Below are 16,313 nucleotides of genomic sequence, written 5' to 3' on the forward strand. Positions count from 1 at the left end.
GTCGTCCGGCAGACTTGGAAACCGCTTTCCGGGAGGTCTCGTGGTCACGCTTGAGGACGTCGCCAAACAGGCGGGCGTCTCCCTCGCCACCGCCTCGCGGGTGCTCAACGGCAGCACCCGCCAGGTGGGCGCGACCCTGCGGGCCCGCGTCGAGCGGGCCGCCGACGAGCTCGGCTACCGCGCGAACATCGCCGCCCAGACGCTGGCCCGGGGGGCGAGCAACGTCATCGGCATCGTCGTCCACGACCTGACCGACCCCTACTTCGCGGCGCTGGCAGACGGCGCGATGCGGGCCGCCGCCACCGAGGGCCTGCTGGTCATGGTGGGCACCACCCACCGCGACCCCGAGCAGGAGATCGCCTACGTCGCCACCATGAACGCCCAGCGCGTGCGCGCCGTCCTGCTGGCCGGCTCGCGGGTCGCCGACCCCGTCGTGACCGGGCGGCTGCGCGAGGAGCTGGCCCGGTACCGGGAGGGCGGCGGGCGGGCCGCGTGCGTGGGGCAGGACCTGCTCGGCGTGGACACCGTCGCGCCCGCCAACCGGGCCGGGGCCGCGGCCCTGGCCCGCGCGCTGGCCGGGCTCGGCCACACCCGCTTCGCCGTGCTGGCCGGGCCGCCACACCTGGTGACCGCCGCCGACCGGTGCGAGGGGTTCGCCGAGGCGCTGCGGGAGCTGGGGCTGCCCGGGCCCGTCGTGGTCCACGGGGCGTTCGACCGCGACGGCGGCTACCGGGCCGCGACCGAGATCGGCGACGCCACCTGCGTGTTCGCGGTCAACGACGTGATGGCCGTGGGGGCGCTGGCCGCCTGCCGGGAGCGCGGGATCCGGGTGCCGGAGGACGTCTCGGTGGCCGGGTTCGACGACATCGTCACGCTGCGTGATCATGTGCCCGCGCTGACGACCGTGCGGCTGCCGCTGAAGGACATGGGGGCGCGGGCCCTGGAGCTCGCGCTCCGCGGCGAGGACGCCACCGCCGCGCCCGTGGTGGAGCACGTCACGGGCGAGGTCGTGCTGCGGGAGAGCGTCAGGAGGATCGCGTGAGGCTGGCGGTCAGCACCCTGGGGATGCCGGGGGAGGGGCTGGAGCGGGCGGTCGAGATCGCCGCCGCGCACGGCTGTCAGGGGCTTGAGCTTCGGCTGCATCCGGACACCGGCGTCCATGCCGGGCTCACCGCACGGGAGCGGCGCGAGGTGCGGGAGCGGGTGGGGCGGGCGGGGCTGGAGATCGCCGCCCTGGCCGGATATGTCGGCATCTGTGAGCCGGGTCCGGACGAGCCGGTCGCCGAGGCGCTTCTCGCCGACCTGCGGCTCGCCGCCGACCTGGGCGCGCCGGGCGTGCGGGTGTTCCCGCGCGGCGACGATCCGGCGGTCGGCGCCCGCAGGCTGAGGTCCGTCGCCGGTACGGCCGCCGCCCTCGGCGTACGCGTCCTGGTCGAGACGCACGACAAGATGCCCACCGGCGCGGCCGTGGCCGGGCTGCTGGCCGAGGCGGGCTGCCCGGAGTCCACCGGCGCGCTGTGGGACCTGCTGCACCCCTGGCGGAACGGCGAGCCCCCGGCCGCCACGCTCGCCGCGCTCGGCCCCTCGCTCGCCTACGTCCAGGTCAAGGACGCCGTCTCGGCCGAGGACACCACCCCGGTCCCGATGGGGACGGGCTCGGTCCCGCTGGACGAGGCCGGCGAGCTGCTGCGCGCGGCCGGGTACGCCGGGTGGGTCTCGCTGGAGTGGGAGCGCACCTGGTACCCGCAGGTGACGCCGGTCGAGGAGATCCTGCCGGGCGCGGCCACCTGGGTGCGGCGGTTCACCGCTTAGATAGGGGAATGCCCCTTAACAAGAACAAAGTCCTCGTGGTCGGCATGGACGGCCTGCGCTTCGACCGGCTCGTCGCCCTCGCCCCGCCGGTCCTGTCGTCCTTGATGGCCTCCGGCGCGTACGGCACCAGCCGGCTCCCGTACGGCGAGGCGGCGGCCCCCAGGACGGAGTCGCCCGGCGAGGTCGTGCCCAAGGCGCCGGAGCCGCCCGCGACGGGCCGCGTGATCAGGTCGCGGACGGACTCGGGCCCCGGCTGGTCGTCCATCGCCACGGGCACCTGGCCCGACAAACACGGCGTCGTGGACAACAGCTTCACCAGCCCCCAGTTCACGAAATTTCCGGACTTTTTGAGTCGTGCGAAGGATGCCCGTCCCGACCTCACCACCGCCGCCTTCCTCTCCTGGGCCGCCCTGGGCGAGCACAACGCGTTCGGCCCCGCCATCGACCACCGCATGGTCCTGGACGGCTACGCCCTCACCTGGACCGCCGCCGACAGGCAGATCGCCGACGCCGCCGAGCGCCACCTCGTCGACGCCGGCCCCGACCTCGCCTTCGTCTACCTCGGCGACACCGACGAGGTGGCCCACGCCCTCGGCCCCCACTGCCCCGAGTACGCCGCCGCCCTGCACGCCCAGGACGCCTACCTCGGCCGCCTCCTGGACGCCGTCCGCGCCCGTCCGGGGGAGAGCTGGACCGTCCTGGTCACCACCGACCACGGCCACGTGGACGAGGGCGGCCACGGCGGCACATCGCCGGAGGAGCGCACGGTGTTCGTGATCGCCAACCGGCTGGGCGCGGACCTGGGCGGCCGTGCGCTCGCCGGGCCCCGCCTCGTGGACGTCGGCCCGACCGCCCTGGCCCTGCTCGGCGTGCCGCTCGACCCGGCCTGGGAACTGGACGGGACACCGCTGTTCAACAGTTGATGAATTTGTGGCAAACTCTGGAGAAGGGGTGCCTTCCTGATGAGGACCACACGTGACTTCTCCGAGATCGACGCCACGATGCTCGCCGACGTGGGCGGAAAGGCCGCCAACCTCGGCGAGCTGACCCGGGCCGGCCTGCCCGTCCCCACTGGCTGGGTCCTCACCACCGACGCCTACCGCCAGGTCGCCGCCGGGCTCGACCTCACCCCGGGCGACGGGCTCGCCGGGCGGGCCAGGCGGCACCTGCTCCAGGCCCCGGTGCCCGGCGCGGTCCGCGAGGCGGTCGTGACGTCCTACGCGCGGCTCGGCGCGGACGTCCCGGTGGCGGTGCGCTCCTCGGCCACGGCGGAGGACCTGCCGTTCGCCAGCTTCGCCGGCCAGCAGGACACCTTTCTCAACGTGGTGGGCGCCGAGGCGGTGCTCGACGCCGTACGCCGCTGCTGGGCCTCGCTGTGGACCGACCGGGCCGTGGCCTACCGGGAGTCCAACGGCGTCGACCACGCCGCCGTCCGGCTCGCGGTGGTCGTCCAGGTGATGGTGGACGCGCGGGTGGCCGGGGTGATGTTCACCGCCGACCCGGTGACCGGCAGGCGGCGCCGGACCGTCCTCGACGCGAGCCCCGGCCTCGGGGAGGCGGTCGTCTCCGGCGCGGTCAACCCCGACCGCTTCGTCGTCTTCGGCGGCGAGGTGCTGGAACGGCACGCGGGAGACAAGAGGCTGGCCGTCCGGCCGCTGCCCGGCGGCGGCGTCGAACGCGTCGAGACCGCCCCCGGCGGGCTGTGCCTGACCGACGCGCAGGTGCTCGACCTGGCCGCCCTCGGCGCGCGCGTCGAGGAGCACTACGGCGCGCCCCAGGACACCGAATGGGCCATCGACGAGGACGGCACGCTCTGGCTCACCCAGGCCAGGCCGATCACCACGCTCTATCCGCTGCCCGAGCCGGCCGGTCCCGGCCTGCGGGTGCACCTGTCGCTCAACGTCGTCCAGGGCGTGATGGGGCCGTTCACGCCGATGGGGGTGTCGGCGTTCAACCTGGTCGGCTCGGGCGCGGCGGGCCTGTTCCGGCACGTGCCCGCCGACCGGCTCGACGGGCCCGCGTTCCTGTCGGAGGCGGGGCAGCGCCTGTGGATCGACCTGACCACACCGCTGCGCAGCCGCGCGGGCCGGGCCGTCCTGACGCGCCTGATGCCCCTGGGGGAGGCGCGGGCCGCGGCCGTCGTCCGGGAGCTGGTCCACGACCCGCGGCTGTCGGTGGTCCAGACCTCGCGCCGCCCGTTCCTGCGCGGCCTGCGCCGCTTCGCCCGTCGCGTCCACGCGCCGGCGCGCGTCCGCGACGCGCTGCTGAGCCCGGCCAGGGCGCTCGCCTACGCCGCCCGCGTCGGCGAGGAGCTGGACGGACGGCTCGAACCGCCGCCCGGCGCCACCCCCGCCCAGCGCCTCGACCACGCCGAACGCCTGCTCGGCGGGACGTTCCCGGCCATCGTCTCGATCATGCCGATCGTGATCACCGGCTACGCCCTGCTCGGCCTGGCCGCCCGGCTCTCCGGCACGCGGGTGGGCGACCTGCAGAACGTCCTGCGCGGCGTCCCGCACAACCCGACCACCGAGATGGACCTCGAACTGTGGGACCTGGCCACCCGCGTCGAGCCCGAGCCGTTCCGGGACGTGCCCGCGGCCGAGCTGGCCCGCCGCTACCGGGCCGGCGAGCTGCCGCCGCGGGCCCAGCAGGGCATCGCCGCGTTCCTGGACAGGTACGGGCACCGCGGCGTGGCCGAGATCGACCTCGGCGTGCCCCGCTGGTCCGACGACCCCACCCACATCCTCGGCGTCCTGGCCAACTACCTGCGCATCGACGGCGGCTCCGACCTCGCCCCCGCGGCGCTGTTCGCCAGGGGCGCGCGGGCGGCGGAGGAGGAGGTGGACCGGGTCGCCGCGCTGGCCGCGCGCAGGGGCCGGTGGCGGGGGCCCGTGGTGCGCTTCGCGCTCGGCCGCACCCGGGCGTACGCGGGGCTGCGCGAACTGCCCAAGTTCCACGCGGTCAGGGCCATCGCCGCCGTCCGGCACAGCATGCGCGCGGTCGGCGCGCACCTCGTCGGCGCCGGCGTCCTGGACGACGCCCGCGACGTGTACTTCCTGCGCCTGGAGGAGGCCAGGTCCGCCCTGGCCGGCGGCGACCTGCGCGACCTCGTGCGGGAGCGGCGGGCGGCGTACGAGCGGGAGTCGCGCCGCAGGCACGTGCCCCGGATCATGCTCTCCGACGGCACCGAGCCCGAGGCCCTGGCCGGACCCGCCCCCGAGGGGGCGCTGACCGGCACGGCGGCCTCGGCCGGGACGGTCACCGGCGTGGCCAGGGTCGTGCTCGACCCGACCGGCGCCCACCTGGAGCCGGGCGAGATCCTGGTCTGCCCCTCGACCGACCCCGGCTGGACCCCGCTGTTCCTCACGGCCGGCGGCCTGGTGATGGAGATGGGCGGCGCCATGTCGCACGGCGCCGTGGTGGCCCGCGAGTACGGCATCCCCGCCGTCGTCGGCGTCCCCGGCGCCACCCGCCGCATCACCACGGGCCAGAAGATCACCCTCGACGGAGCCGCGGGCACGGTGATCCTGTAGCCGCGGCGCCACCCGATCGTGCGGGACGCCTCCCGTTAAGCCCGTGCCGCCAGGAGGTAACCGGGGAGGGCACCACGTTTCCGGACGAGGCGGTCCCATGCTGGTCACAGAGCTGGTGCGCGGGGTCGGCACGACCCTCGCGCAGTCGGAAGGACGCTTCCCCCTCTACGCCGACCCCGTGACGGGCGAATGGACCTGGTCCGACGACGGGGACTGGTGCGGCGGCTTCTGGGGCGGCCTGCTGTCCCTGGTCGCGGTCGTCACGGGCGAGCCCCGCTACGCCGGCGCCGCCGGCCAGGTCGCCGAGCGGCTGGCGTCCCGCACCGACGCCCCCACCCTGCTGCGCGGCATGCTGTTCTGGTACGGCGCCGCGCTCCCCGCCTGCTCGCCGGCGACGAGGAGCCGGGCGCCACGACCGCCGTGGCCGCCGCCCGGTCCCTGAGCATCGGCTTCGACCCGCTGGCCTGGGGGACGGCTGCTCGACCGGCGCAAGGGCCCGGCCACCGCCCACGAGCTGATCTGGGGCGACTACTTCCTGCTCGAAGCCGCCCTCACCCTCGACGGCACGATCGACCCCGGCCGCCTTTAGACCACCAGCTCGGCGTAGCGGGCCTTCATCGTGGCCAGCACCTCGTCCGGGTCGGCCGCCCAGACGTCTGCGTTGAAGATCTCCACCTCGATGTCGCCCGCGTAACCGGCCGCCAGCACGGCCCGGGTGATCGGCGCGAAGTCGATCACCCCGTCGCCCATCATGCCCCGGCCGAGCAGCACGTCCGCGGGCAGCGGGTGCAGGTAGTCGCACACCTGGTACGAGGCGATCCGCCGGCCGGCCCGCGCGACGTCCTCGAACAGCCTGGGGTCCCACCACACGTGGAAGGTGTCCACCACCACCCCCACCTGCTCCTCGGGGTACGGCAGGCTCAGGTCGAGCGCCTGGCCCAGCGTGGACAGCACCGCCCGGTCCGGGCAGTAGACGGGATGCAGCGGCTCCAGCGCCAGCCTGACCCCGCGCTCGCCGGCGTAGGGGGCCAGCACCGACAGCGCCTCGGCGACCCGCGCGCGGGCACCGGCGACGTCCTTGGAGAAACCGGACGGCAGCGGCTCGCCCGGCCGCACCCCCGGCAGCCCGCCGACCACCATCACCAGGCACGCGGCCCCCAGCTCGGCCGCCTCGTCCACGGCCCGCCGGTTGTCGTCGAGCGCCCGGTCGAAGGCGCGCCGGCCCTCCTCGCCGGGCAGCCCGCCCGCCGTGAGGAAGCCGCCCCGGCACAGCGAGGACACCCGCAGCCCGGCCTCCCGCACCAGCTTGACGCTGCGTGCCAGCCCCTCCTCGGCCACCTTCTCGCGCCACAGCCCGATCGCCTCCAGGCCGTGCCGCGCGCAGCCGTCCACCGCCTCGGCGACCGACCAGCGCCTGGTCGTCCACTGGTTCAGCGACAGGCTCACAGGCCGTTCACCGCCAGCAGCGCCGTCATCCTGCGCACGGCCAGCTCCTGGTCGGCCAGCAGCCCGGCCCGGTCGGCCAGCCGGAACACCTCCGACAGGTGGCGCAGCGAGCGCGCCGACTGGGCGCCGTTCACCATGGCGAACGCGTCCTGGTGGCCGTTCAGCCAGGCCAGGAAGACGATGCCGGTCTTGTAGTGGTACGTCGGCGCCTCGAAGATCTTCCGTGACAGGGCGACCGTCGGGGCCAGGATCTCGTCGTAGCGGGCCAAGTGGTGGGCCGCCTGCTCGCCGCCGGCTGCCTTGGCCGCGTCCAGCTCGCGCAGGGCCGCGGCGGCGGCCGGGGCGATCGCGTCGAAGATGCCGAGCAGCGCGTGCGAGCCCGACCGGATGAGGGAGGGGTAGTTGAAGTCGTCACCGGTGTAGAGCCGGACGCCCTCGGGGAGCGCGGCGCGCAGCCGTACCTCGTGCTTCTCGTCCAGCAGCGACACCTTCACGCCGTCCACCACGGCGGCGTGGGCGTGGACCAGCTCCAGGAACGACTCCGTCGCGGCGTCCACGTCGCGCGCGCCCCAGTAACCGGCGAGCTGCGGGTCGAACATCTCGCCCAGCCAGTGCAGGATGACCGGGCGGTCGGCCAGGCCGAGGACCTTGCCGTACACCTGGTGGTAGTCCCGCGGCCCCGCGGCCACCCTGGCGAGCTGCCGGGAGGCCATGACGATCACGCCCGCGCCGGCCGCCTGGACGGTCTCGACCTGCTCGGCGTACGCGGCGGTGATCGTGTGCAGGTCGGCGGCGCCGGGCGCGTGGTCGGTGCCCGCGCCGCAGGCCACCAGCGCCGCCGGGTCGCCGAAGGGCTGCGCCTCCTGGGCGCTGAGCCGGATCAGCTCCTTGGTCGCCGCCCAGTCCAGGCCCATGTTGCGCTGGGCGGTGTCCATGGCGTCGGCCACCCGCAGGCCGTGCGACCACAGGTGGCGGCGGAAGCGCAGCGTGGCGTCCCAGTCCACGGCGGCGGGGGAGCCGGGCGTGTTGTCGCCGAGCGGGTCGGCGACCACGTGCGCGGCCGCGTAGACCACCCGGCTCGTGGCCGGGGCGGCCGACACCGGCCAGGTCACCGGCTCGCGCAGCTCGTACGCGCCGCCCGGCAGGTCGATCCTCACAGCTGCGGCACCTCGATCCTGCGGCCCTCGGCGTTCGAGCGCAGGCCCAGCTCGGCGAGCTGTACGCCGCGCGCGCCTGAGGCGAAGTCGTTGGGGAAGGGCGCGTCCTCCAGCACGTGCCGGACGAAAGCCGCCCACTGGACCTTGAACCCGTTGTCGAACTCGGCGTTGTCCGGCACCTCCTGCCAGTCCTCGCGGAAGCGGGCCGTGGCGGGCAGGTCGGGGTTCCAGACCGGCTTGGGGGTGGCGGCCCGGTGCTGGAAGCGGCAGTTGCGCAGGCCCGCGACGGCGCTGCCGTGCGTGCCGTCCACCTGGAACTCGACCAGCTCGTCCCGGTTCACGCGGACCGTCCAGGAGGAGTTGATCTGCGCGATCACGTCCCCTTCGAGCTCGAAGATGCCGTACGCGGCGTCGTCCGCGGTGGCCTCGTACGGCCGGCCCTGCTCGTCCACCCGGGACGGGACGTGCGTGACGGCCTTGGCGTAGACCGACCGGACCCGGCCGAACAGGTTCTCCATCACGTAGTGCCAGTGCGGGAACATGTCGAGCACGATGCCGCCGCCGTCCTGGGCCCGGTAGTTCCAGGACGGGCGCTGCGCCTCCTGCCAGTCGCCCTCGAACACCCAGTAGCCGAACTCGCCGCGCACCGACAGGATCCGGCCGAAGAACCCGCCGTCGATCAGCCGCTTCAGCTTGAGCAGGCCCGGCAGGAACAGCTTGTCCTGGACGACGCCGTTCTTGACGCCCTTGGCCGTGGCGGCCTCGGCCAGCGCCAGCGCCTCCTCGACCGACTCGGCCGTGGGCTTCTCGGCGTAGACGTGCTTGCCCGCCTCGATGGCCTTGAGCACGGCCTTGACGCGGGCGCTGGTGACCTGGGCGTCGAAGTAGATCAGGTTGCCGTCGTCGGCGAGGGCGGCGTCCAGGTCGGTGGTGAAGTCCGGGATCCCGTGCCTGTTCGCGATGTCGGCGATCCTGTCGGCGTTCCGGCCGACCAGCACCGGCCGCAGCCTGACCCGTTCGCCGTCCGAGAGCGTGACGCCGCCCTGCTCGTTGATGGCCAGCACGGAGCGGACGAGGTGCTGGCGGTAGCCCATTCGTCCGGTGACGCCGTTCATCACGACGCCGATGGTGCGCACGCTCATGAGGATCCCTTCAGGCAGCGGGGCGAGGAAAGCGCTTTCCCGAAACGTACGGCCGTCCCCTTCCGAGCGTCAAGTGGGACGGCGACCGCGGCGGGCGGAGGGCTGGGCCCTCCGCCCGCATGCCGGCGGGGGCTAGCTGTCGCCCCGGCCTTCGAGCCGGGCCAGCGCCTTGGTGATGAGGTGGGCCGTGAGCGAGAGCTGCCACTCACGCGCCCCGAGCGCCCGCAACCGCGCGGTCACGCTCTCGTCGGTGATCTCGGACGGGGGTTCCCAGGTGAGCCTGCGCACCGCGTCGGGCTGGAGCAGGTTCTCCGTGGGCATGCGGTGCTCCTCGGCCAGCGCGGCCACCACGGCCCGCGCCGCCGCCAGGCGCTTGGCCGCCGCCGGGTCGCGGTCGGCCCAGCGGTTGGGCGGGGGCGGCCCGTCGCCGGGCGTGCTCGGCTGGGGGAGCTGGGCGTCGGGCAGCGCCCGCGCCCGGTTGACGGCGGCCAGCCAGTCGTTCATGTACCGGCGGGCGCTGCGGCCGGTGAAGGCCGAGATCTCCGTCAGCGCCTTCTTCGTGCGGGGGCCCTCAAGGGCGGCGGTGACGATCGCGGCGTCGGGCAGCACCCGGCCGGGGGCCAGGTCGCTCTCCCTGGCGATCGTGTCGCGCATGGTCCACAACTCGCGCACGATGGCCAGCGCGCGCACGTTGCGCACCTTGTGGATGCCCGACGTACGCCGCCAGGGGTCGGAGCGCGGCATCGGCGGCGGGGTGTTGAGCACGGCCGCGAACTCCTCGCGCGCCCACTCCAGCTTCCCCGACTCCGTCAGCTCCTGGTGGAGCATGTCGCGCAGCTCGACCAGCACCTCGACGTCGAGGGCCGCGTAGCGCAGCCAGTCCTCCGGCAGCGGCCTGGTGGACCAGTCGGCGGCCGAGTGGCCCTTCTCCAGCCGCAGCCCGAGGACGGTCTCGACCATCGTGCCGAGCCCGACGCGTTCGTAACCGAGCAGCCGGCCGGCCAGCTCGGTGTCGAAGATCTCGCGTGGTTTGAAGCCGACCTCCATCAGGCACGGCAGGTCCTGGGACGCGGCGTGCAGCACGACCTCGGTGCCGGTCAGCGCGGTGTCCAGCGCCGACAGGTCGGGGCAGCCGACCGGGTCGATCAACGCGGTGCCCGCGCCGGCCCGGCGGAGCTGGACCAGGTAGGCCCGGTTGCCGTAGCGGTAGCCGGAGGCGCGCTCGGCGTCGACCGCCACGGGCCCGGTGCCCGCGGCGAAGGCGTCGACGACGCGCGCCAGCCCCTGCGCGTCGGCGATCACCGGCGGGATGCCCTCGCGGGGTTCGAGCAGGGGCTCTACGATGCGTTCTTCTGTCATGAGCTCACCGACCTCATGACGCTGGTGCTGTCTTGACTGGTGCCCTCACTTCGTACGGTCACTCTCCGGATCATCACGTCGGCGCGGCAACGCGGCCACGTCGGGCGGGAGCGGCGGGATCCCCGCCGCCAGGCACATGAGGTCGCACCAGGCGGCGACGTGGCCGGTCAGATCCTCCTCGGCGGGCGACCAGGACGCACGCAGCTCAAGCTCGGTCGTGACCGGGTCTTCCGCCTTGTTGCCGAAGCCCTCGGACACGGCTCTAGTCACGGTACCGCCCGCGGCGGAGTAGTCGGCTTCGTGCGCCTCCAGGGCCTCGGTCAGCCAGCTCCACACGACCGGGCCGAGCAGCGGGTCGGAGGTGATCTCCGGCTCCATGTCGGCCCGCACGTAGGCCACCAGCCGGAACGGGCCCTCCCAGCCGCGCTGACCGTCGGGGTCGTAGAGCAGGATCAGCCGGCCGACCGCGAGCTCGTCGTCGTCGCGGTAGACCGAGGCGCCGATGGCGGCCGAGTAGGGGGCCAGCCGCTGCGGCGCGGGCAGGTCCTCGAGCTCGATCTCCGGCCGGACCTCGCACAGCCGCAGGCTCTCCGCCGCGCGGGTGAACGCGGCGGGCGGCGGTGGCTGGTCACCGAGGGTCATAGCCGAAGCGTAGGTCGAGGACGGACGGAAGGGGACCACGGGGGTGCTCATCCTTGGTGATCAAGCCGCTGCCGTAACAAGCTGGCGAACCGGTCGGGTGGTCTCGGCCGTGCCGAGCAGGATCGCGTGGCCGCATTCGACGCAGGCCCATTCCGGGCACTCGCCCGGCCTGTGCCCGTCGAAGCAGGGCGGCTGCTCGAACAGCCGCTCGCCAGCGCAGGCGGCACAGCGCTCGCTGCGACGCTCCGGGGAACTCCACAACGCGGTCATCGCACCAGTCATCGAACCGGGGCCTTTCTTCGGGTCGTGGCTCCGACGTTGGCACGAGCCGCTGACAATTCCCCGCAACGCGCTCGGCGTGTCCCGAAAGTGGTCGCTGAATCGATGCCGCGCGGTGGGTTGGTGAACATTTGGTCCAGTCGAGACCGGCTCTCTGGGCGGCCATGGGGTGTGTTCGACCCGTGTGCGACGCCGCTGCCGGGCAGACCGGTAAACCTTCATCTGGCTATCTGATCATGATTTTGGGTATCCAATGCATGTTTTTCCGACACCCCGCGCCGATGTCCTGGCCGATCGGGTGCCATGGCACCCTTGGAGGGTGAATCTCGCCGACTCAGCCTTCCTGCGCGCCTGCCGCAGGCAGCCCGTCCCGCACACCCCGGTCTGGTACATGAGGCAGGCCGGGCGTTCGCTGCCCGAATACCTGAAGGTCCGCGAGGGTGTGCCGATGCTCACCGCCTGCGCGACGCCCGACCTGATCGTCGAGATCACCATGCAGCCGGTGCGCCGCTACGGCGTCGACGCGGCCATCTTCTTCAGCGACATCGTCGTCCCGCTCAAGGCCATCGGCGTCGACCTCGACATCAAGCCGGGCGTCGGCCCGGTCGTCGCCGACCCGATCCGCGACGCGCGGGGCGTGGAGGCCCTGCGCCCGCTGGAGCCAGGCGACGTGCCCTACGTGACGGAGGCCATCTCGGCCCTGGTCGGCGAGCTGGCCGGCACCCCGCTGATCGGCTTCGCCGGCGCGCCCTTCACCCTCGGGTCCTACCTGATCGAGGGCGGCCCGTCGAAGAACCACGACCGCACCAAGGCCATGATGTACGGCCGGCCGGCCCTGTGGCACTCCCTCATGGAGCGCCTGACCGACATCGTGCTGGAGCACCTGCGCATCCAGATCGCGGCCGGCGCCTCGGCGATCCAGCTCTTCGACTCGTGGGTGGGCGCGGTGGCCCCGGAGGACTACCGCGAGTTCATCCTGCCCCACACCCGGCGCATCTTCGAGGGCGTCGCGGGCGTGCCCCGCATCCACTTCGGCGTGGGCACCGGCGAGCTGCTCGGCGTCCTCGGCGAGGCCGGGGCCGACGTCGTGGGCGTCGACTGGCGGGTGCCGCTCGACGAGGCGGCCCGGCGCGTCGGGCCGGGCAAGGCGCTGCAGGGCAACCTCGACCCGGCGATCCTGCTCGCGCCGTGGGAGGTCGTGGAACGCAAGGCCCGCGAGGTGCTGCGGCGCGGCGCGGCGGCCGAGGGTCACGTGTTCAACCTCGGCCACGGCGTGCTCCCCTCCACCGACCCCGACCAGCTCAAGCGCCTGACCGACCTGGTCCACGAAGCCGGCGCCTGACCGTCAGGCCGCCGACGGCCCGGGCTCGGCGGGCTTGGGCTCGGCCGGGGGAGCGGGGCGGCGCGCGCGGTTGCGCCGGACCAGGAACACCGCCACGCCCACCAGCGGCACCATGACGACCAGCCACGGCAGCAGCGCCCCGAACACGGTCAGCGCCGTCTTGGTGAACGACACCAGCGCCCCCCACCCGGCCTTCAGCCCGCCGAGGAAGCCCGCCGGCTCCTCGGCCGGGTCCTCGACCACGGCCACCGGCCCGACCAGCCGGAGCGTCAGCGTGGCCATCGCGACCTGGGTGGCCAGCTCCTTCTGCTGGGCCTGCAACGCCTCCAGGTCCGACTCGCGGGAGTTGATCTCCCGCTCCACCTGCAGCACCTGCCCGATGTCGTCGGCCTTCTTCAGCAGCGTGCGCAACGACTCCAGCGACTCCCGCGCCGACTTCAGCCGGCTGTCGACGTCGGCGACCTGGAGGGTGACGTCCTGGGTGCCCTGGGTCATCGAGAGCTGCTTGCCCAGGTCCTTGCCCAGCCTGCCGGTCACGTCGGCGTACCGGGCGGGCGGGATCTTGAACTCCAGCAGGGCCGAGTCCTCGGTGTCGCTGGCGGAGTTGGTCTCCTCCTTCGACAGGTAGCCGCCCGCCGCCGTGACGAGCTGCTTGGCCTGCTGGGCCGCCGAGGTGACCTGCTTGGCCCGTACGGTCATGGTGCCGGTGTAGATGACCTGCCGGTCCTGCTGCCGCTGGGCCGGCTTGACCCCGGAGACCGCGCTGTCGCCGCTCTGCCGCTGCACGGCCTGCTTCTTCGGCGCGGCCAGATCCTGTGCCTCGGGGGCGGCCGGCCCCTGCGGGGCCGACTCCGCCGAGCCGCCCGAAGCGACCATGGCCTCGCCACCGCCGGCGCCGCAGCCCGCGAGCAGCAGGGCGGCGCAGGCCGAGAGCGCGATGCCTAACCGGATTCTCCTCATGCCCTCTATGACGGACGGTGGATCACCCCGGTTTGGCGACCTACGTCACGGTACGGTCACGTGCCCCGATCCGCTGGGCGGTCTGCCGAGGCGGTAGCGTCAGGAGGCGTGGAAGGGAATCGGGCGCACGTCGTCGTCATCGGCGGTGGGATCTCCGGCCTGGCGGCCGCGTGGTTCCTCCGTCAGGGTACGAGCGAGCAGGTCAAGGTGACCGTGTTGGAGGGCAGCCCCCGCCTCGGCGGCAAGCTGCACGCCTCCGAGGTCGCGGGGGTGAGTGTCGACGCCGGGGCCGAGGCCATGCTGGCCCGGCGGCCGGAGGGCGTCGAGCTGGCCAAGGCCGTCGGGCTGGGGGACGATCTGGTCTTCCCCGGCACCGTGCGGTCGGCCGTCTACTCCAGGGGCGCGCTGCGGCAGATGCCGAAGGGGCACGTCATGGGCGTGCCCGCCGACCTGGCCGAGCTGGCGAGGTCGGGCATCGTCTCGCCCGGCGGCCTGCTGCGCGTGCCGCTCGACCAGGTCCTGCCGCCCACGCTGGTGCGCACCGACGTGTCCGTGGCCTCCTACATCCGGGCCCGGATGGGCGGCGAGATCGTCGAGCGGCTGGTCGAGCCGCTGCTCGGCGGCGTCTACGCCGGCCGTTCCGACATGTTGTCGCTGGAGGCGACGATGCCGCAGGTCGCGGCCGTCGCCAGAGCCGAGCGCTCGCTGCTGAACGCCGCCCGGCACATCGTCGAGGAGGCCCCCAAGAACGGCGGGCCGGTCTTCACGACGCTGCGCCAGGGGCTGGGCGGGCTGCCCGAGGCGGTGGCCAAGGCGTCCGGGGCCGACGTCAGGACCGGCGTGACCGTACGCGAGCTCCACCGCACCGAGCACGGCTGGCGGCTCGTCGCCGGGCCGGTGCCGCAGCCCGAGGTGATCGAGGCCGACGCGGTGATCCTGGCCACGCCCGGCGCCGCCGCCGCCCGCCTGCTCAAGGCCGAGGTGCCCAAGGCCGCCGCCGAGCTGGCCCGGATCGAGTACGCCAGCATGGCCGTCGTCACGCTCGCCTACCCGATCGACGCGCTTCCGCAGCCGCCCGGCGGCAGCGGCTACCTGGTGCCGCCGGTGGAGGGCCGGCCGGTCAAGGCGGTGACGTTCAGCTCGGTCAAGTGGCCCCACCTGGCCCAGGACCTGCTGGTCGTGCGCTGCTCGGTCGGCAGGATCGGCGAGGAGCACCTGCTCCAGCGCGACGACGCCGAGCTGGTGTCGCTGGCCACGGCCGAGCTGGCCGACGTGGTGGGCGTGCGCGGCCTGCCGGTCGACACCCGGGTCACCCGCTGGGGCGGCGCGCTGCCGCAGTACAACGTGGGCCATCTCGACCGGGTGGCCAGGGTGCGCGCCGCGGTCTCGGGCGCCGCCGGGCTCGCCGTGTGCGGCGCGGCCTACGACGGCATCGGCGTCCCGGCCTGCGTCGGGACCGCCCGCACCGCCGCGACCCGGATTCTGGACCACCTGTCGCGACAAGGAGAATGAGGGACATGACAGAGGGCGCGCCGCGGCTGAAGGCCCGCGATCTCAACCAGGTGATCCGTTACACCATGTGGTCGGTCTTCCAGGTGACCGAGCAGGTCCCGGGCAACCGGGAGAACATGGCCGACGAGGTCGAGGAACTGCTCGGCCAGGCGGCCGGCAAGGACATCGTGACCAGGGGGGTCTACGACGTCGCCGGCTTCCGTGCCGACGCCGACTACATGTTCTGGTGGCACGCGCCCACGCCCGAGGACCTCCAGGACGTCTACTCCCGGTTCCGCCGTACCGGCCTCGGCCGGCACAGCAAGCCGGTCTGGTCGGCGATGGCGCTCCACCGGCCGGCCGAGTTCAACAAGTCCCACATCCCGGCCTTCCTGGCCGAGGAGGAGCCGCGGGCGTACGTGAGCGTCTACCCGTTCGTGCGCTCCTACGAGTGGTACCTGCTGGAGGACTCCGAGCGGCGGGCGATGCTGGCCGAGCACGGCCGGATGGCCCGCGACTACCCCGACGTGCGGGCCAACACCGTGGCCTGCTTCTCGCTCAACGACTACGAGTGGATGCTGGCGTTCGAGGCCGACGAGCTCCACCGCATCGTCGACCTGATGCGCACGCTGCGCGGCGCGGAGGCCCGCCGCCACACCCGCGTGGAGATCCCGTTCTTCACGGGCGCGCGCAAGCCGGTGCAGGAGCTCGTCGCGGCCCTGCCCTAGCGGGTCAGGGCGGCCCGCAGCCGCCACGACCCCAGGGCGGGGAACGCCACCGCGAAGAGCGCGAGCACGCCGAGCTGCGGCAGGACGTCGGCCACCGTGGAGAGGTTCGCGCCACCGCGCCGAGCAGCGTCGCCGTACCCCCTCCGACCAGTGAGAACGCCAGCAGCAAGGCCGCCGCCCCGGCGCGTGGTCTTGCCCGCGTCGTCGGGGCCGAGGAGGCCGTACGTCTCACCGGCGGCGATGGTGAAGCTGACGTCGTCGACCGCGACGAGGTCTCCGAGCGTCTTGCGCAAGTTCTGACATTTCGGGATCTCGTCCTGGGCTTCGGGAGCAGTGTGGTGGTGGGCGGCGAGGAAGATCAAGGCCAACTTGACGATCTCCCTGCATTGATCTATCCCCTTTGTCACAATCGAGGATGAATT

15 protein-coding genes are annotated in these 16,313 nt (G+C 73.7%); 8 read left to right on the plus strand and 7 right to left on the minus strand.

Features of this window, described 5'->3' with window-relative positions:
• Nucleotides 1–40: 40 nt before the first annotated feature.
• From ACIHAD_RS07335 to ACIHAD_RS07355, 5 genes are all read left to right on the plus strand, one after another.
• Nucleotides 41–1,042 carry a LacI family DNA-binding transcriptional regulator gene (locus tag ACIHAD_RS07335; RefSeq protein WP_397353475.1) on the plus strand — a complete coding sequence of 334 codons (1,002 nt, stop codon included), beginning with the start codon at nucleotides 41–43 and terminating at the stop codon, nucleotides 1,040–1,042.
• Nucleotides 1,039–1,812 carry a sugar phosphate isomerase/epimerase family protein gene (locus ACIHAD_RS07340; protein ID WP_397353476.1) on the plus strand — a complete coding sequence of 258 codons (774 nt, stop codon included), beginning with the start codon at nucleotides 1,039–1,041 and terminating at the stop codon, nucleotides 1,810–1,812. The genes ACIHAD_RS07335 and ACIHAD_RS07340 overlap by 4 nt, the downstream gene beginning before the upstream one ends.
• Nucleotides 1,813–1,820: 8 nt before the next feature.
• The gene (locus ACIHAD_RS07345; RefSeq protein WP_397353477.1) at nucleotides 1,821–2,735 is read left to right on the plus strand and encodes an alkaline phosphatase family protein; all 915 of its coding nucleotides are present in this window, start codon (nucleotides 1,821–1,823) and stop codon (nucleotides 2,733–2,735) included.
• Nucleotides 2,736–2,774: 39 nt separating this feature from the next.
• Nucleotides 2,775–5,345 (plus strand): PEP/pyruvate-binding domain-containing protein, encoded by a 2,571-nt coding sequence (locus ACIHAD_RS07350; RefSeq protein ID WP_397353478.1) that lies wholly within the window; start codon nucleotides 2,775–2,777, stop codon nucleotides 5,343–5,345.
• A gap of 97 nt (nucleotides 5,346–5,442) precedes the next feature.
• A complete protein-coding gene (locus ACIHAD_RS07355) occupies nucleotides 5,443–5,787 on the plus strand; it encodes a hypothetical protein (protein ID WP_397353479.1) in 345 nt (114 codons plus the stop codon).
• Between the two features lie 143 nt (nucleotides 5,788–5,930).
• Here ACIHAD_RS07355 and ACIHAD_RS07360 read toward each other — a convergent pair whose 3' ends face one another.
• The 5 genes from ACIHAD_RS07360 to ACIHAD_RS07380 all read right to left on the minus strand — a co-directional run bounded on the left by ACIHAD_RS07360 (nucleotide 5,931) and on the right by ACIHAD_RS07380 (nucleotide 11,091).
• Nucleotides 5,931–6,791 (minus strand): sugar phosphate isomerase/epimerase family protein, encoded by an 861-nt coding sequence (locus tag ACIHAD_RS07360; protein ID WP_397353480.1) that lies wholly within the window; start codon nucleotides 6,789–6,791, stop codon nucleotides 5,931–5,933.
• Complete coding sequence (locus ACIHAD_RS07365) at nucleotides 6,788–7,948, minus strand: dihydrodipicolinate synthase family protein (RefSeq protein ID WP_397353481.1); 1,161 nt, start codon at nucleotides 7,946–7,948, stop codon at nucleotides 6,788–6,790. The genes ACIHAD_RS07360 and ACIHAD_RS07365 overlap by 4 nt, the downstream gene beginning before the upstream one ends.
• A complete protein-coding gene (locus ACIHAD_RS07370; protein WP_397353482.1) occupies nucleotides 7,945–9,090 on the minus strand; it encodes a Gfo/Idh/MocA family protein in 1,146 nt (381 codons plus the stop codon). The genes ACIHAD_RS07365 and ACIHAD_RS07370 overlap by 4 nt, the downstream gene beginning before the upstream one ends.
• A gap of 132 nt (nucleotides 9,091–9,222) precedes the next feature.
• Nucleotides 9,223–10,449, minus strand: coding sequence for an HRDC domain-containing protein (locus ACIHAD_RS07375; RefSeq protein ID WP_397353483.1), 1,227 nt, complete (start codon nucleotides 10,447–10,449; stop codon nucleotides 9,223–9,225).
• Between the two features lie 45 nt (nucleotides 10,450–10,494).
• Nucleotides 10,495–11,091, minus strand: a complete 597-nt coding sequence (locus tag ACIHAD_RS07380) for a DUF3000 domain-containing protein (RefSeq protein WP_357698075.1) — start codon at nucleotides 11,089–11,091, stop codon at nucleotides 10,495–10,497.
• Between the two features lie 598 nt (nucleotides 11,092–11,689).
• Between ACIHAD_RS07380 and hemE the strand changes: the two genes are divergently transcribed.
• Nucleotides 11,690–12,712: a uroporphyrinogen decarboxylase gene (gene hemE, locus ACIHAD_RS07385; RefSeq protein ID WP_397353484.1), complete on the plus strand. Its 1,023-nt coding sequence runs from the start codon at nucleotides 11,690–11,692 to the stop codon at nucleotides 12,710–12,712.
• A 3-nt stretch (nucleotides 12,713–12,715) separates the two neighbouring features.
• On the opposite strand, the gene ACIHAD_RS07390 is transcribed toward hemE, so the two are convergent.
• On the minus strand, nucleotides 12,716–13,672 hold the full coding sequence (locus ACIHAD_RS07390) for a DUF4349 domain-containing protein (RefSeq protein ID WP_397353485.1): 957 nt from the start codon (nucleotides 13,670–13,672) through the stop codon (nucleotides 12,716–12,718).
• Nucleotides 13,673–13,780: 108 nt separating this feature from the next.
• Here ACIHAD_RS07390 and hemG point away from each other — a divergent pair, with 108 nt between their 5' ends.
• Both hemG and hemQ read left to right on the plus strand, forming a co-directional pair.
• On the plus strand, nucleotides 13,781–15,184 hold the full coding sequence (gene hemG, locus ACIHAD_RS07395) for a protoporphyrinogen oxidase (RefSeq protein WP_397353486.1): 1,404 nt from the start codon (nucleotides 13,781–13,783) through the stop codon (nucleotides 15,182–15,184).
• Between the two features lie 5 nt (nucleotides 15,185–15,189).
• A complete protein-coding gene (gene hemQ / locus ACIHAD_RS07400) occupies nucleotides 15,190–15,891 on the plus strand; it encodes a hydrogen peroxide-dependent heme synthase (RefSeq protein ID WP_397353487.1) in 702 nt (233 codons plus the stop codon).
• Here hemQ and ACIHAD_RS07405 read toward each other — a convergent pair.
• Entirely contained in the window at nucleotides 15,888–16,259 is a 372-nt protein-coding gene (locus ACIHAD_RS07405) for a hypothetical protein (RefSeq protein WP_397353488.1), read from the minus strand. The two genes, hemQ and ACIHAD_RS07405, sit on opposite strands and share 4 nt — an antisense overlap.
• Between the last annotated feature and the right edge of the window lie 54 nt (nucleotides 16,260–16,313).

Source organism: Nonomuraea sp. NPDC052265 (assembly GCF_044547985.1).
In the GTDB taxonomy this organism is placed as follows: domain Bacteria; phylum Actinomycetota; class Actinomycetes; order Streptosporangiales; family Streptosporangiaceae; genus Nonomuraea.

Coding starts and splice junctions, on each gene's coding strand:
- ACIHAD_RS07345 (WP_397353477.1), top strand. CDS start 1,821: ATGCCCCTTAACAAGAACAAAGTCCTCGTGGTCGGCATGGACGGCCTG.
- ACIHAD_RS07350 (WP_397353478.1), top strand. CDS start 2,775: ATGAGGACCACACGTGACTTCTCCGAGATCGACGCCACGATGCTCGCC.
- ACIHAD_RS07355 (WP_397353479.1), top strand. CDS start 5,443: ATGCTGGTCACAGAGCTGGTGCGCGGGGTCGGCACGACCCTCGCGCAG.
- ACIHAD_RS07370 (WP_397353482.1), bottom strand. CDS start 9,090: ATGAGCGTGCGCACCATCGGCGTCGTGATGAACGGCGTCACCGGACGA.
- ACIHAD_RS07375 (WP_397353483.1), bottom strand. CDS start 10,449: ATGACAGAAGAACGCATCGTAGAGCCCCTGCTCGAACCCCGCGAGGGC.
- ACIHAD_RS07380 (WP_357698075.1), bottom strand. CDS start 11,091: ATGACCCTCGGTGACCAGCCACCGCCGCCCGCCGCGTTCACCCGCGCG.
- ACIHAD_RS07390 (WP_397353485.1), bottom strand. CDS start 13,672: ATGAGGAGAATCCGGTTAGGCATCGCGCTCTCGGCCTGCGCCGCCCTG.
- hemQ (WP_397353487.1), top strand. CDS start 15,190: ATGACAGAGGGCGCGCCGCGGCTGAAGGCCCGCGATCTCAACCAGGTG.